Origin of the sequence: Streptomyces sp. NPDC006174 (assembly GCF_040614075.1) — a bacterium.
Classification (GTDB): Bacteria; Actinomycetota; Actinomycetes; order Streptomycetales; family Streptomycetaceae; genus Streptomyces.
In genome coordinates this window covers 229,419-243,801 of record NZ_JBEXTJ010000010.1, presented here as the reverse complement: position 1 = coordinate 243,801, position 14,383 = coordinate 229,419, and the positions used below count along the sequence as shown (strand labels likewise).

General features: G+C 72.5%; 13 protein-coding genes. 4 read left to right on the top strand and 9 right to left on the bottom strand.

The features are described from left to right. The first annotated feature begins 94 nt into the window (after nt 1–94). A complete protein-coding gene (locus ABZ267_RS23745; RefSeq protein WP_356756442.1) occupies nt 95–487 on the top strand; it encodes a DUF5997 family protein in 393 nt (130 codons plus the stop codon). 92 nt (nt 488–579) lie between these two features. Here the strand turns inward: ABZ267_RS23745 and ABZ267_RS23740 are convergent, their stop codons facing one another. The 4 genes from ABZ267_RS23740 to ABZ267_RS23725 form a co-directional block, all read right to left on the bottom strand. Further along, nucleotides 580–1,077, bottom strand: coding sequence for a peptidylprolyl isomerase (locus ABZ267_RS23740; protein WP_356756354.1), 498 nt, complete (start codon nt 1,075–1,077; stop codon nt 580–582). A 75-nt stretch (nt 1,078–1,152) separates the two neighbouring features. Then, entirely contained in the window at nt 1,153–2,322 is a 1,170-nt protein-coding gene (locus ABZ267_RS23735; protein ID WP_356756352.1) for a serine hydrolase domain-containing protein, read from the bottom strand. 95 nt (nt 2,323–2,417) lie between these two features. Continuing rightward, the gene (locus ABZ267_RS23730) at nt 2,418–2,993 is read right to left on the bottom strand and encodes a histidine phosphatase family protein (RefSeq protein WP_356756360.1); all 576 of its coding nucleotides are present in this window, start codon (nt 2,991–2,993) and stop codon (nt 2,418–2,420) included. Between the two features lie 81 nt (nt 2,994–3,074). Continuing rightward, nucleotides 3,075–4,544 (bottom strand): PLP-dependent aminotransferase family protein, encoded by a 1,470-nt coding sequence (locus ABZ267_RS23725; protein WP_356756350.1) that lies wholly within the window; start codon nt 4,542–4,544, stop codon nt 3,075–3,077. On the opposite strand from ABZ267_RS23725, the gene ABZ267_RS23720 reads away from it, so the two are divergent. Continuing rightward, nucleotides 4,543–5,544: a DMT family transporter gene (locus ABZ267_RS23720; RefSeq protein WP_356756348.1), complete on the top strand. Its 1,002-nt coding sequence runs from the start codon at nt 4,543–4,545 to the stop codon at nt 5,542–5,544. The genes ABZ267_RS23725 and ABZ267_RS23720 overlap by 2 nt on opposite strands. 42 nt (nt 5,545–5,586) lie before the next feature. Further along, complete coding sequence (locus ABZ267_RS23715) at nt 5,587–5,796, top strand: DUF1918 domain-containing protein (protein ID WP_356756346.1); 210 nt, start codon at nt 5,587–5,589, stop codon at nt 5,794–5,796. Between the two features lie 63 nt (nt 5,797–5,859). On the opposite strand, the gene ABZ267_RS23710 is transcribed toward ABZ267_RS23715, so the two are convergent. Next, entirely contained in the window at nt 5,860–7,083 is a 1,224-nt protein-coding gene (locus tag ABZ267_RS23710) for a family 10 glycosylhydrolase (protein WP_356756358.1), read from the bottom strand. Between the two features lie 229 nt (nt 7,084–7,312). Here ABZ267_RS23710 and ABZ267_RS23705 point away from each other — a divergent pair, with 229 nt between their 5' ends. Next, entirely contained in the window at nt 7,313–8,173 is an 861-nt protein-coding gene (locus ABZ267_RS23705) for a 3-hydroxybutyryl-CoA dehydrogenase (RefSeq protein ID WP_356363951.1), read from the top strand. Between the two features lie 64 nt (nt 8,174–8,237). On the opposite strand, the gene ABZ267_RS23700 is transcribed toward ABZ267_RS23705, so the two are convergent. From ABZ267_RS23700 to pheS, 4 genes are all read right to left on the bottom strand, one after another. Beyond that, a complete protein-coding gene (locus ABZ267_RS23700) occupies nt 8,238–8,765 on the bottom strand; it encodes an NUDIX domain-containing protein (protein WP_356756344.1) in 528 nt (175 codons plus the stop codon). A gap of 86 nt (nt 8,766–8,851) precedes the next feature. Beyond that, nucleotides 8,852–10,201, bottom strand: a complete 1,350-nt coding sequence (locus tag ABZ267_RS23695; RefSeq protein ID WP_356756342.1) for a transcriptional regulator — start codon at nt 10,199–10,201, stop codon at nt 8,852–8,854. A gap of 413 nt (nt 10,202–10,614) precedes the next feature. Continuing rightward, entirely contained in the window at nt 10,615–13,167 is a 2,553-nt protein-coding gene (gene pheT, locus ABZ267_RS23690; RefSeq protein ID WP_356756340.1) for a phenylalanine--tRNA ligase subunit beta, read from the bottom strand. After that, nucleotides 13,167–14,306, bottom strand: a complete 1,140-nt coding sequence (gene pheS, locus ABZ267_RS23685) for a phenylalanine--tRNA ligase subunit alpha (protein WP_356756338.1) — start codon at nt 14,304–14,306, stop codon at nt 13,167–13,169. The genes pheT and pheS overlap by 1 nt, the downstream gene beginning before the upstream one ends. Between the last annotated feature and the right edge of the window lie 77 nt (nt 14,307–14,383).

Genomic DNA, 14,383 nt, shown 5'->3' with positions numbered 1-14,383 from the left:
GCCGGTCACCGGCCACCGCTCACCCGGCCGGTGGACGGTCACCGGTCGCCGGTCCGTGGTCGGAGGTATGTCCCATCATCGATACCCTGGACCCATGACGTCGCACAAGACCGCCCAGACCATGAAGCCCGCCACCGCGGCGAAGAAGCTGGGTGTGTACCTCCAGGCCACCCCCGCCGAGTTCCAGGAGGGTGCCGTCTCGCGCACCGAGCTCAACGCCCTCCAGACCGACCCGCCCGCGTGGCTGGTCGAGCTGCGCCGTACCGGACCGCACCCGCGTCCCGTGGTCGCCGCGAAGCTCGGCATCTCCATCGCCGGCCTCGCCCGTGGCGGGATCACCGACGCCCTCACCACCGAGCAGGTCGACGCCCTCAAGGACGAGATGCCGGAGTGGCTGCGGAAGGAGCGGGCCACCCAGGCGGAGGTCCGCAAGGAGGCCGCCCGTATCAAGGAGCGCAACGCGGAGCGCGCCGCCCGGTCGAACTGACCGAGGCCCACGGAAGAGACCAGGAAGCCCGGCCGACGCACTGCGTCGGCCGGGCTTCCTGTATGCCGCCGGGCTTGAGGGCCCCGCGTCGGTCAGAGAACGCCGGACTCGGCGATGGTGACCTTGGCGCGGGTGCGGCCGCTGGAGGAGCCGAGCGCCTCGATCTTGCGGACCAGGGCCAGGCTGTCGTCGTCGGCGACCTCGCCGAAGACCACGTGCTTGCCGTCCAGCCACGGGGTGAGGACCGTGGTGATGAAGAACTGCGAGCCGTTGGTGTTCGGCCCGGCGTTGGCCATCGAGAGCAGGCCCACGCGGTCGTGCTTGAGCTGGAAGTTCTCGTCGGCGAACTTCTCGCCGTAGATGCTCTTGCCGCCGGTGCCGTCGCCGCGGGTGAAGTCCCCGCCCTGGAGCATGAAGTCGGTGATGACGCGGTGGAAGGACGAGCCGGCGTAGCCGAAGCCCTTCTCGCCGGTGGCGAGAGCGCGGAAGTTCTCCGCCGTCTTGGGGACGACGTCGTCGAACAGGTTGAACGTGATCCGCCCTGCGGGCGCGTCGTCGATGGTGATGTCGAAGTAGACCTTGGTTGTCATGGTGACATCCTCACATTCCTGGCAACCGCAGGTGAAACCCGGGTTGGGTCGGCGGTGTGGAACGTCGCGTTCCGATCATGCCCGGGCGGCGTCGCCGAGGGCCGTGTACACCGCGTCCACCAGGGCCGTCTTCCGTGGGTCGTCGGCCACGCCGGAGCCCATCCGGTTCATGACATACCCGAGGGCGATTCCGGCTTCCGGGTCGGCCAGACCGCACGAGCCGCCCGCGCCGTCGTGGCCCATCGCCCGCGGATTGGGGCCGTACGAGCCGTTGCGGCCGCTCAGCCAGAGGCCGAGCGCGATCTCCGTCTCGTGGGCGAAGGCGTCGCCGAGGACCAGGTCGCGGCAGGCGCCCTGGCTCTCGCGGACCCGTTCCACGGCCCGCTCGGAGAGGATCCGGTGGCCGCCGAGGCTGCCGCGTCCGGCGAGGATCCCGTAGAGCGCGGCGACCGCGCGGGCGGTGCCGTGGCCGTTGGCGGCTGGGATCTCGGCGGCGCGCCACCCGGGCGTGTTGGCGGCGGCGCGGCCGGTGGGCGGGTTGAGCAGCGAGGCGACGGCGACCGGTTGCATCCGGGCCAGGAGCGCGGCCTGGGCGGCGCGGTCGGCACGTTCCTGGACGAGTTCGGCGAGCCGGTGGGTCTCCTTCTCCGGGAGGCCGAAGGTGAAGTCGATGCCGAGCGGCCCGGTGACCTCCCGCCGCAGGAACTCTCCCGGCAGCACGCCGCTGACCCGGCGGACCACCTCGCCGACGAGGAATCCGTACGAGATCGCGTGGTAGCCGGACCGGCTCCCCGGCTCCCACATGGGCGCGGTGGCGGCGAGCCTCGCGCAGGTCAGCTCCCAGTCGTACAGCTCGTCGAGCGTGTGCGGTGTGCCGACTCCGGCGACGCCGGAGCGGTGCGAGAGGAGGTGCCGTACGAGGACGGACTCCTTGCCGTTCGCCGCGAACTCCGGCCAGTACGTGGCCACCGGGGCGTCCAGGTCGAGCAGGCCGCGGTCGGCCAGGATGTGGGCGCAGAGCGCGGTCGGGCCCTTGCCCGTGGACCAGACGTTGACCAGGGTGTCCCGCTCCCACGGCCGGGTGCGGGCCTCGTCGGCCCAGCCGCCCCAGAGGTCCACCACGGGGACGCCGTCGGCCAGGACCGTGAGCGCCGCGCCCAGTTCGCCACGGGCGGTGAAGTTCTCCGCGAAGGCGGCCCGGACCCCGGCGAAACGGTCGTCGCAGTGGCCGTGGATCTGCGGCATGGCGCTTCCTCCGGTGGGCGGGCAGGTCCGGTGCCTCTGCAACGTACCGACTGGTCGGACCGGTGGGAAGGGAGCGTGCCGCCCCGGAACCGGCGTCAGCGGACGCCGGACTCCAGGCTCAGGCTCCAGCGGCCGGGCGAGCCGGCGAGCGTGATCGTGGAGAGCGGCCGGACGTCCACGTTCCAGTACGCGGTCGGCGGCACGTTCAGCGCGTAGACCAGGGCCGCGCGGATCACGGCGGGTTCGGCGACCGCGACGATGAACCCGTCGCACGCCGGGCGGGTGTCCAGCCAGCCGCCGATCCGCCCGATGAAGGCCAGGAGCGACTCTCCGCCGTGCGGGGAGCTGCCCGGGTCGGCGAGCCAGACGTCGACGGCGACCGGTTCGCGGGCCGCGACCTCGGCCAGGGTCATCCCGCGCCAGCGGCCCATGTCGCAGTCGCGCAGGGCGGGCTGAACCATCGGCGCGTAGCCGAGCGCGTCGCCGGTGGCGCGGCTGCGCGGAGTGGGTGAGCAGTAGCGCAGTTCGGCCGCGCCGAGCGGGACGAGGGTGTGGGCGACGAGCTGCACCTCGTGCCAGCCGGCCTGGTCGAGCGGCCGGTCGTCGTCGAAACGCTCGGCCAGGCGGGGCGAGGTGCGCGCCGCCGCGACCAGGGTGACCCGCTGTGCCATGGCCGGATGCGTCATGGCCGGATCGTGGTGCCGAACGGTTGAACGGTCAAGAGGGCCCTCGGGTGACGCGGACCCCGCCGGTCAGTTTCCGGCCAAGGCCGACAGACCCAGACCTTCGTACGCGGTACGCAGCCGGCGTACGCCCTCCGCGATCTCGGCCGCCCCGGAGACCGCCGCGAAGCTCAGCCGTACGTGGCCGGCCGGCGGCTCGGCGCAGAAGTACGGACTGCCTGCGGCGATGGCGACCGAGGCGCGCAGTGCGGCGGAGGTGAGGGCCGCCTCGTCCGGGCCGGTGCCCGCGCCGGTCGCCGGGAGCCGGAGCCAGAGGCTGCCGCCGCCCGCCGGTACGTGCGGCAGGGCGAAGGCGGGCAGTTCGGAGCGGAGTGCGGCGGCCATCACCGTACGGCGGCTCCGCAGCTCGGCCGCCACCGCGGCCAGGTGGCGGCCCCACGACGGGGAGCCGACGAGTTCGAGCGCGGCCTCCTGGAGCGGCCTCGGTACGAAGAAGCTGTCGACGACCTGGATGGCGCGCAGGCGCTCCAGGACCGGGCCATGGGCGGCCAGCGCGCCGACGCGGAGGCTCGGGGAGGTGACCTTGGTGAGCGAGCAGACGTGGACGACCACGCCGTCGGGGTCGTCGGCGGCCAGGGGTACCGGCAGCGGTCCGGCGTCGTCGTGGACGAGTCGGCGGGCGAAGTCGTCCTCGACCACGAACGCCCCGGCCGCGCGGGCGATGGCCAGGATCTCGGGGCGGCGGGCGGGCGCCAGAGTGGCGCCGGTCGGGTTCTGGAAGAGCGGCTGGGTGACGAAGACCCGGGCCCCGGTGGCACGGAACGCGTCGGCCAGCAGTTCGGGCCGGACCCCGTCCGCGTCCATCGGGACCGGGACCGGGCGCAGGCCCGTGGCGCGGGCGACCGCGAGCATGCCGGGGTAGGTGGGCGACTCGACGAGGACCGGGGCGCCGGGCGGAGCGAGGGCGCGCAGGGCGGTGGCCAGGGCGCTCTGGCCGCCCGCGGTGATCAGGACGTCGGCGCCGGAGACGGCCGGGCCGATCTCGCGGGCGAACCAGGACCGCAGTTCGGGCAGTCCGTCCGTGGGCGGCCGGCCCCAGGCGCCCGGGCGGCGGCCGGCCCGGGCGAGAGCGGCGGAGAGGGCCCGCTCGGGCTGGAGGTCGGCGTGGAGGTAGCCGCCGTTGAACTCGACCGTGCCGGGCGGTGGCGCGGCGAGCGTGGCCAGGACTCCGGAGGCATCGACCGTACGCGGCACGACCTCGGGCCCGCCGTCGCCGCTCAGCGACACCTCCTGCCAGGACGTGTCACCGAGTGCCGGCACCTCGGCACGCGGCTCGGCCCGGAAGGCGCCGGAGCCGGGTCGGGTGGTGACGAGCCCTTCGGCGGCGAGCTGCGCGATGGCGCGGGAGACGGTGACCGGGCTGACCCGGAAGCGTTCGACGAGCGCGCGGCTGGACGGCAGCTTTCCACCTGGTGAGTAGCGGTTGAGTTCCGCTCGGAGGGAGGTGACCAGCTCGGCTACGCTGCTACGCTCTTGCATGAGAGCACAGGATAGCGCTACCGATTCCGTGGCGATAGCGGTCGCCACCGGTACGGAGACGTCACCGACACCCGGCACGCAAGCACCGCCGCACACCGCGCCCGCTCGCCGTGGCACGCTCCTCGCCGCGCTCGGTGTCGTGGCGTTCTCGCTCACCTTCCCCTCCACCGCCTGGGGCCTGCAGAGCTTCGGCCCCTGGTCCCTCGTGGCTCTGCGCTCCACGCTCGCCGCCCTCATCGCCGGCTGCTTCCTGCTGGCCGTCCGGGCACCGGTGCCCGATCGCCGTCACTGGGCCGGGCTCACGGTGGTGGCGGGCGGTGTGGTGGTCGGGTTCCCGCTGCTGACGACCCTGGCGCTGCAGACCTCCACCACCTCGCACGCGGCCGTGGTCGTGGGCCTGCTGCCGCTGACGACCGCGGTGCTCGGGTCGCTCCGTACCGGAGAGCGCCCTTCCCGTACGTTCTGGGTCTCCGCCATCGCCGGAGCCGCCGTCGTCATCGGCTTCACCGTGCAGCAGAGCGGCGGCGCGCTGACCTCGGGCGATCTCTATCTGTTCGGCGCGCTGCTGGTGTGCGCGGCCGGGTACACCGAGGGAGGCAGGCTGGCGCGGGTGATGCCGGGATGGCAGGTGATCGGCTGGGCCTTGATCCTCTGCCTGCCGTTCGCGGTGGCGGGCAGCGCGGTGGCGCTGCCGCTGGAGCCGGTCCACCTCACCGCGCACGGCGTCCTCGGCCTGGTCTGGGTGGCCGCGGGCTCGACCTTCTTCGGGCTGTACGTCTGGTACAAGGGCATGGCCGAAATCGGTGTACTTCGGGCCAGCCAGCTCCAGCTCGCACAGCCGCTCCTCACGCTGGCGTGGTCCGTCCTGCTGCTCGGCGAGAAGGTCTCGGCGGCCGCTCCGCTCGCGGCGGTGGCGGTGCTCGTCTGCATCGCAGCCACTCAGCGGACCGGCCGAGGCCGGAGCCGTCCAGCGGGAGAAGCCAGGACCGTACGGTCATAGACTTGGCGGTACCGACCGCCACCCCGTGAGGAGGTCACCCCCATGGAGGCACACGCGGGCGACCGGCTGCTGATGCACGGCAGGACCGTGGGACAGCACGACCGGGTCGCCGAGATCATCGAGGTCCTCGGGGACGGGGGCGCTCCTCCGTACCGGCTCCGCTTCCCCGACGGCCACGAACACCTGATGTCGCCTGGCCCCGACAGCGTCGTCCAGCACAACGAGGCCCCCAGGGACCGGCCTCAGCAGTAGCAGGACCGGGGCCGGGGTCCGAGCGGCCCCGGCCCCTCCCCTGCTCTGCTCTCCTTCCGGTGCTCAGCGCGGCGCGCGCACCCGGTCCTGGTAGTGGTCGGCCACCACCCGGGCCATCGCGCCGATCCGGTCCGCCGCCACATGCTTGGCGGAGAAGAAGATGTGCCCGCCCACCTCCTCGTGGTCCCGGGCGAGGGTGAGGTGGCGGGAGAGTTCAGCCGGGTCCTGCCAGGCGGCGGGCTGTGCCGGGTCACCGGCCTTGTACAGCGCCTCCCCCACGTACAGCCCCACGCCCGTGCCCCGTACCGTCGCGGCCCACCAGGCCAGCACCTTGGCGTAGTCGGCGGTGGCGAGGCCGATGTGCCAGTAGATCTGCGGGCAGATGTAGTCGATCCAGCCTTCCTCGACCCATTTACGGGTGTCGGCGTGCAGGTCGTCGTACGTCTCCACGCCCGCCCGGGTGTCGGAGCCCAGCGGGTCGGTGGCCTTGTTCCGCCAGACGGCGAAGGGGCTGATGCCGAAGCGGACGCCTTGCCGGACCTCCCGGATCCGCTCGCCCATCTCGCGCACCAGCCGGTCCACGTTGTCGCGGCGCCAGGCGGCCTTGTCCGCGAAGTCGGCTCCGTACCGCTCGTAGGCGGCGTCGTCCTTGAACTCCTGGCCCGCCACCGGATACGGGTAGAAGTAGTCGTCCCAGTGCACCGCGTCGATCTCGTAGCGGCGGACGGCGTCCAGCATGGCGTCCTGGACGAAGCGGCGGACCTCCGGAAGGCCGGGGTTGTAGTAGAGCTTCCCGCCGTACGGCAGGACCCAGTCGGGGTTGCGCCGGGCCGGGTGCGAGGCGGCGAGGCGGGTCGGGTCGGTGTGGTTCGCCACGCGGTACGGGTTGAACCAGGCGTGCAGCTCCAGGCCCCGGTCGTGCGCCTCGCGGACGGCGGTGGCCAGCGGGTCCCAGCCCGGGTCCTTGCCCTGGACGCCGGTGAGGCAGTCGGCCCACGGTTCGTACGGGGAGGGCCACAGGGCGTCGGCGGTGGGACGGACCTGGAGCACCACCGCGTTGAGCCGGCACTCGACCGCGCGGTCCAGGTGCGCGATCAGTTCGGCCTGCTGGGCCGCCGCCGTCAGGCCCTTCTTGGAGGGCCAGTCCAGGTTGGCGACCGTGGCGATCCAGACGCCGCGCAGCTCACCGCGAGCGAGACGGTCCTCGCCGCCTCCCCGTCGCACTGGAGAAGCCACCGCGTCGCCGCCGGTCGTCATCGCCGCCACCAGTCCCGCCGCACTCACCACGAGCGATCTCCGGGTCATTCCTGTACGTCGCATGCGCCACACTCGTCCTTTCACGTCGACCACCACCTTCATCGCTGTACGTAACAGGATCATGCCCGTCCGTAGCCGGATGACCCGCAGGTCACCGAGGCCGGCTCGCGGAGTAACGTCGTGGGGTCGAGGCGGGCACCGGAATCAGACGGGACCCTGCACTGCGGAGAACAGCGAAAGGCACGAGGTGACGGACTCTATGGCCGACATTGCACGCGTCGGGGTGGTGGGCTGTGGCCAGATGGGCGCAGGGATCGCGGAGGTGTGCGCGCGCAGCGGCCTCGAAGTGAAGGTCGCCGAGACCACCGGCGAGGCGCTGGAGATCGGCCGCACCCGGCTGCACAACTCGCTCTCGAAAGCCGCCGAACGCGGCAAGATCACCGAGCAGGAGCGCGACGAGACCCTCGGCCGCCTGAGCTTCACCACCGACCTCGGAGAGTTCGCCGACCGCGACCTCGTCATCGAGGCCGTCGTGGAGAACGAGCAGGTCAAGACGGAGATCTTCCAGGTCCTGGACCAGGTCGTGACCCGGCAGGACGCGATCCTCGCCTCCAACACCTCCTCCATCCCGCTGGTGAAGCTGGCCGTCGCGACCTCGCGGCCGGACCGGGTCATCGGCATCCACTTCTTCAACCCGGCGCCCGTCCAGAAGCTGGTCGAGCTGATCCCGGCGCTGACCACGTCGGACGAGACGATCCAGCGCGCCGAGGCCGTCGTCCAGGACGTGCTCGGCAAGCACCCGATCCGCGCCCAGGACCGGTCCGGCTTCGTCGTCAACGCGCTGCTGATCCCGTACCTGCTCTCCGCGATCCGGATGTTCGAGTCCGGCATCGCGAGCCGCGAGGACATCGACAACGGCATGGAGATGGGCTGCGCCCACCCGATGGGACCGCTGAAGCTCGCGGACCTGATCGGCCTGGACACCGTGGCCTCGGTCGCCGACTCGATGTACGCCGAGTACAAGGAGCCGCTGTACGCCGCTCCCCCGCTGCTCCAGCGCATGGTCGACGCGGGCCGCCTCGGCCGCAAGACCGGGTCGGGCTTCTACCCGTACGCCTGACTCTTCCCGTCGAGGAGCCGGTCCCGGACATCCCGGGGCCGGCTCCTCGTGCGTTCGGAGCCGTTCAGAGCCGCAGGTGGTGCAGCATCAGCAGCGCCGCCGCCATGTTCGCCGCCGGCACCTCGCCGCGGGCGATCATGTCCGGGATGAGCTTCAGCGGTATCCACTCACGGCGTGAGGACTCGAAGGCGTCCTGCGGCGGGCCCGTGTACCGCGCCTCTTCGGCCCAGAAGAGGTGGTGGCGGGCGTCGGTGAGGCCGTTGGCCGGCTCCACGGTGAGCAGCGGGCGCAGCGGTCCTGGGCGCCAGCCGGTCTCCTCCTCCATCTCGCGGGCCGCCGCCGCCGCGATGTCCTCGCCGTCCTCGACGACGCCCGCCGCCAGCTCCCACCCCCAGCTGTCGGTGATGAACCGGTGGCGCCAGAGCAGCAGCACCTCGTCCGCCGCGTTGACGACGGTGGCCGCCGCGACCGGTCGCAGCCGGATGACGAAGTGGTCGAGATGGCTGCCGTCGGGCAGTTCCACATCGGCCAGGTTCACCCGGAACCAACGGTTCTGATACACATTCTGTTCGCTTAAGTTCGTCCACTGCACGGTTCTGCCGCCTTTCGACATGTTGGAGGCAACATGCCAGCAGGGTCGGCCGCGAAGCGGAACGAACGGCGGGTGCGCGGCGGAGCTCACAGAGGCACGCGCAGCGCCCCGCCGATCAGATCGGCCGTCTGCACGGCGTCGGCGCAGCCGCTCTCCGCCAGCTCCCGCCGCACCTGGCGCAGCCGGTCGCGCAGCCGCTGGGACTCCATGCCGCGGGCCCGCTCGGCCATTTCGGCCGCCGTACCGGCCGCTCGGTCCGGCTCGCCCTGGAGCAGCTCGATATGGCTGAGCATCGCGAGCCGGTGCACGCGCCCCCGGTCGTGCGCCGGGGCGCGCACGGCGGAGGCCGCGTGCTCCCGTGCCGCCGGCAGATCCCCGAGGCTGAGCAGCGCCTCCGCCACCTGGACGTCGACCAGGCCCGGCTGGACGTATCCGGTCTCGTCCGGCTCGCGCCCGGTGTGGATCCGGCCCGCCTGGGCCTGCGCCCGCGTGATGCAGGCGCGGGCGCTCGCCGCGTCGCCGAGCTGCGCGTACGCCTTGGCCTGCATGGCGTGCAGGTCGGCGGCGAGCGCCGGAGTGATGTGGTCGCCCGCCGCCCGCAGCGCGGCCTCGGCGAAGGCGATGGAGCGGCGGTGGTCGCCGAGGAAGAGGGACTGCGTGGTCAGCAGCGCGATCACATAGCCGCCGAGCGCCCGGTCGCCGCTGGACTTGGCGAGCCGGAGCGCCTGGTGGAAGTAGCGCTGGGCGAGGCCGTGGGCGTCGGAGTCGTACGCGCAGATGCCGGCCATCGCCACCAGGGCCGCCGTCGCCCGGTGCAGCCGTCGGCCGAGCGCGTCGCTGTGGCCGCCGCGCAGCAGCGGTGCGGCCTCGGCGTTGAGGAAGCGGACGATCCGGGGTCTGGTCGCGATACCGCCCGCCTTGCGGTACATCTGCTCGTAGTGGTCGCGCGCGGACCGGAGCGTCTCTATGTCGGCCGCGCTGACCCGGCCGGGGCCCGGGCGGGAGACGTCGGTGTCCTCCGGCGGGTTCTCCCACTCCCAGACCGGCATCACCGCCGTGGTCCCGGTGACGGTCGGGACGGTGGCGAGGTGCGGGCGCTGCTGGTCGTCCGAGCGCCAGAGCGCCGTGGCCCGGTCGACGAAGCCGGAGAGGGAGGCGCTGTGGGGTGCCGTATCGGTGCCGTAGTCGCCGGGGACGCCCATGCCGATGTCGTCCAGCACCACCGGCCGGCCGAGCCGGCCGCCCAGCACCTCGCAGATCAGGTCCGGCACGTGGCCGCGCGGGCGCTGGCCCTTCAGCCAGCGGGAGACCGCGGTGTGTTCGTACCGCAGGCTCAGGCCACGGGACCGGCCTGCCCGGTTGACATGACCGGCGAGCCCCGCACGGGACATCCCGGCCTCGTCGATCAGGGATTCGAGCAGGACGTTCGGCTCCATGGTCCCCCCAGGTGCGTGTCGCAATGAGCCTAGTCCAGCACGTTTCACACGGGGTGTGAACGGAATGCCCGAACCGTCGGGCCGCGCACTCTGCCGCGCCGGTCCGGGGCTCGGTTGAATGAGCTCCTCGCAAGAGGCGGCCGGGTCGTCGGCTCCCCCTCGTAACGGTTGACGACCCGCACCCGCGTCCGTCCGCACCGCCGGCCTGCCCGACACTCCGTGGCCGTGCGGACGGGCGCCGGATCGCACGACCCACTGCCCAACGACGAAGGAGGGTGGCTGCGGGTCGCGGCCCGGAACCGCGCTTCCTCCCGGTTCCGTGTCCGGTCCGCGCGCGATCTCCCGCCGCCGCGAGAGAAGGAGAAGGGGCGTATCCGGTGGCCGGATACGCCCCTTCTCAACGCCCTGCGGGACTACGCGCCGCGCAGCACCGCGCCCGTGCGCTCGGCGGCCAGGGCCACCGCGCCGTCGCGGGCGGCCGAGGCCTCCTCGACGGTCAGCGTGCGGTCGGCGGCGCGGAAGCGGAGCGCGTACGCCAGGGACTTGTTGCCCTCGCCGATCTGCTCGCCGGTGAAGACGTCGAACAGCCGCAGCGATTCGAGGAGTTCGCCCGCGCCCTCGTGCAGCGCCCGCTCCACGTCGGCGGCCGGGACGTCTCCGGCGACGACGAGCGCGACGTCCTGGGTCGCCACCGGGAAGGTGGAGATGCGAGGCGCCTGGAGCGCTCCGTCGACGGCCCGCTCCAGGACGTCCAGCTCGACCTCGGCGGCGCAGGTGCGCTCGGGCAGGTGGAGCGCCTTGATGACGCGCGGGTGGAGTTCGCCCGCGTGTCCGAAGAGGGTCTCCTCGCCGTTCACGGTGACATACAGCGCGGCGCAGCGGCCCGGGTGCCACGGCGCGTGCTGGTCGGCGCGGACGGTGACCTCCACGCCGGCCTCGGCCGCGATGGACCGGGCGGCCTCGATGGCATCCGCCCAGCTCGCCGGCGTGCCCTTGCCCCACCAGCCGGCCTGCTCGCGGGCGCCCGCGAGGACGACGGCGGCACGGCGCGGCTGACGCGGGAGGGCCGCGTCGAGACCGGCGATCTCCTCGTCGGTGGGCCGGCGGTCGACGGGGAGGCGGACGGCGGGCGTCTCCTGGCCGGTCGATGGGGCCTCCCCTGCTCGAACGGAGCTGAGAGCTTGGGGAAGGAAGACCAGGCCCGTCTCGAAGAGGGCCAGGTCGTGGCTGCCCCGGCCGTCGTTGCGCCGCAGCGCGCCGAGGAGGCCCGGCAGCAGCGTGGTGCGCAGCGCCGGCTCCTCGTCGGAGATCGGGTTGACGAGCTTGACCGTACGGCGGCGGGCGTCGTCCGCCTCCAGGCCGAGCTGGTCGAGGACCGCGTCGCCGATGAACGGGTAGCTCAGCGCCTCGACGTAACCGGCTCCGGCCAGCACCCGGCCGATGCGGCGGTGCAGCCGCTGGCGGTCGGTGAGACCGCGCCCGGAGGGGGGCGTCGGCAGGGTGGAGGGCAGGTTCTCGTAGCCCTCCAGGCGGATGACCTCTTCGGCCAGGTCGTTCGGCTCGCCCAGGTCCGGCCGCCAGGACGGGACGGTGACGATCAGCTCGTCCTGCCCGTAGACGTCGCAGCCGACCTCCTGGAGGCGGCGGACGACGGTCTCACGGCCGTACTCCACACCGGCCACCTTGTCCGGGTGGTTGGCCGGCATCGCGATGGTGCGGGGCGCGTGAGGCGCGGTGATCTCGGTGACCCCGGCCTCGGCGGTGCCGCCCGCGAGGAGGACCAGCAGGTCCACCGTGCGCTGCGCGGCTGCGGCGGCGGCCTGCGGGTCGACGCCGCGCTCGAAACGCTTGGACGCCTCGGAGGACAGCTTGTGGCGGCGCGCGGTGCGGGCGATCGAGATCGCGTCGAAGTGCGCGGCCTCGATGACGACCTCGGTGGTCAGCGCGTGCTCGCCGTCCGCGTCGGCGATCTCGGTGTTGGCACCGCCCATGACGCCCGCGAGGCCGATCGGCCCGCGGTTGTCGGTGATGACCAGGTCCTCGGCGTCCAGGACCCGCACGGTGCCGTCCAGCGTGGTGAGCTTCTCGCCCTGCGTGGCGCGGCGCACGCCGATCGGCCCGTCGACCCGGGTGCGGTCGTAGGCGTGCAGCGGCTGGCCGAGCTCCAGCATCACGTAGTTCGTGATGTCGACGGCCAGCGAGATCGGCCGCATCCCGGCCTTCTGGAGGCGACGCTGCATCCAGATCGGGGAGCGGGCCTCGGGCTGGAGACCGGTGACGGTGCGCGCGGTGAAGCGGTCGCAGCCGATGGGATCGGAGATCTTGACCGGGTAGCCGTACGCGTTGGGCGCGGGCACGTCCAGGAGCGCCGGGTCGCGCAGCGGCAGCCCGTACGCGATGGCGGTCTCACGGGCGACACCGCGCATCGAGAGGCAGTAGCCCCGGTCCGGGGTGACGGCGATGTCGAGGACCTCGTCGACGAGCTGGAGCAGCTCGATCGCGTCGGTGCCGACCTCGTGCTCCGGGGGCAGCACGATGATGCCGTGCGTTCCGTCGTCGCCCATGCCGAGCTCGTCGGTGGAGCAGATCATGCCGTGCGAGGTCTTGCCGTACGTCTTGCGGGCGGCGATCGCGAAGTCGCCGGGCAGGATCGCGCCCGGGAGGACCACGACGACCTTGTCGCCGACCGAGAAGTTACGGGCGCCGCAGACGATCTCCTGCGGTTCGCCGGTTCCGTTGGCGGTGCCGACGTCGACCGTGCAGAAGCGGATGGGCTTCTTGAACCCCTCCAGCTCCTCGATGGTCAGGACCTTGCCGACGACCAGGGGGCCCTTGAGGCCCGCGCCGATCTGCTCGACGGTCTCGACCTCAAGGCCGACGGAGACGAGGTTGGCCTGTACGTCACGGCCGGTCTCCGTCGCCGGCAGGTCGACGTACTCCCGCAGCCAGGAAAGCGGGACGCGCATCAGATCTCCATCCCGAACGGCCGGGTGAACCGGACGTCACCCTCGACCATGTCTCGCATGTCTTCGACGTTGTGGCGGAACATCAGCATCCGTTCGATGCCGAACCCGAAGGCGAATCCGCTGTACTTCTGAGGGTCGACACCGCAGGCGGTGAGCACCTTGGGGTTGACCATGCCGCAGCCGCCGAGCTCGATCCAGCCCTCGCTGCCGCAGGTGCGGCAGGGGCGGTCCGGGTTGCCGACGGACTCGCCGCGGCAGACATAGCAGACCATGTCCATCTCGGCGGACGGCTCGGTGAACGGGAAGAAGTTCGGCCGCAGCCGGGTCTTCATGTCCGGTCCGAAGAGCGCCTGGACCATGTGGTCGAGGGTGCCCTTGAGGTCGGCCATGGTGAGGCCCTCGTCGACGGCGAGCAGCTCGATCTGGTGGAAGACCGGGGTGTGCGTGGCGTCCAGCTCGTCGGTGCGGTAGACCCGGCCGGGACAGACCACGTAGACCGGAGGCTTGCGCTCCAGGAGCGAGCGGGCCTGGACGGGCGAGGTGTGCGTACGCAGGACGACACCGGACTCGTCGCCCTCGGTCGCCTTGCCCTCGGCCGTGGTGCCCTGGACGAAGAAGGTGTCCTGCATCTGGCGGGCCGGGTGGTCGGGCACGAAGTTCAGGGCGTCGAAGTTGAACCACTCCGCCTCGACCTCGGGGCCCTCGGCGATCTCGTAGCCCATGGCCACGAAGACGTCCGCGACGCGCTCCATGATGGTCGTCAGCGGGTGGCGGGCGCCGGCCGGGACGCGGTCGTAGGGCAGCGTGACGTCCACGGCCTCCTCGACGAGCACGCGAGCGTCGCGCTCGGCCTCCAGCTCGGCCTGGCGGGCGGCCAGCGCCTTGGAGACGGCGCCACGGGCCTGGCCCACGCGCTTGCCCGCCTCGGCCTTGGCCTGCGGGGGCAGGGCGCCGATCTCGCGGTTGGCGAGCGACAGGGGCGAGGTACCTCCGGTGTGCGCGGTCTTCGCCTGGGCGAGCGCGTCGAGGTCGCCGGCGGCGGCGAAGGCGGCGAACGCCTCGTCCCGCATGCGCTCGATCTCTTCCGGTTTCAGTGCCTCGACCTCGACTGGGTCGTACGACTTGTTCGGTGCCGACATCTCTTCCCGTGCTTCCGATTGGCTGGTGGCGCGACCCGGCTGGAGACCGCTGGACGCAAAGGTGCCAAAGGTCGAGT

Bases quoted from the DNA above. Each gene is read 5' to 3' on its own strand.
- ABZ267_RS23745 (WP_356756442.1), top strand. From the start codon at position 95: ATGACGTCGCACAAGACCGCCCAGACCATGAAGCCCGCCACCGCGGCG.
- ABZ267_RS23740 (WP_356756354.1), bottom strand. From the start codon at position 1,077: ATGACAACCAAGGTCTACTTCGACATCACCATCGACGACGCGCCCGCA.
- ABZ267_RS23735 (WP_356756352.1), bottom strand. From the start codon at position 2,322: ATGCCGCAGATCCACGGCCACTGCGACGACCGTTTCGCCGGGGTCCGG.
- ABZ267_RS23730 (WP_356756360.1), bottom strand. From the start codon at position 2,993: ATGGCACAGCGGGTCACCCTGGTCGCGGCGGCGCGCACCTCGCCCCGC.
- ABZ267_RS23720 (WP_356756348.1), top strand. From the start codon at position 4,543: ATGAGAGCACAGGATAGCGCTACCGATTCCGTGGCGATAGCGGTCGCC.
- ABZ267_RS23725 (WP_356756350.1), bottom strand. From the start codon at position 4,544: ATGCAAGAGCGTAGCAGCGTAGCCGAGCTGGTCACCTCCCTCCGAGCG.
- ABZ267_RS23715 (WP_356756346.1), top strand. From the start codon at position 5,587: ATGGAGGCACACGCGGGCGACCGGCTGCTGATGCACGGCAGGACCGTG.
- ABZ267_RS23705 (WP_356363951.1), top strand. From the start codon at position 7,313: ATGGCCGACATTGCACGCGTCGGGGTGGTGGGCTGTGGCCAGATGGGC.
- ABZ267_RS23695 (WP_356756342.1), bottom strand. From the start codon at position 10,201: ATGGAGCCGAACGTCCTGCTCGAATCCCTGATCGACGAGGCCGGGATG.
- pheT (WP_356756340.1), bottom strand. From the start codon at position 13,167: ATGCGCGTCCCGCTTTCCTGGCTGCGGGAGTACGTCGACCTGCCGGCG.
- pheS (WP_356756338.1), bottom strand. From the start codon at position 14,306: ATGTCGGCACCGAACAAGTCGTACGACCCAGTCGAGGTCGAGGCACTG.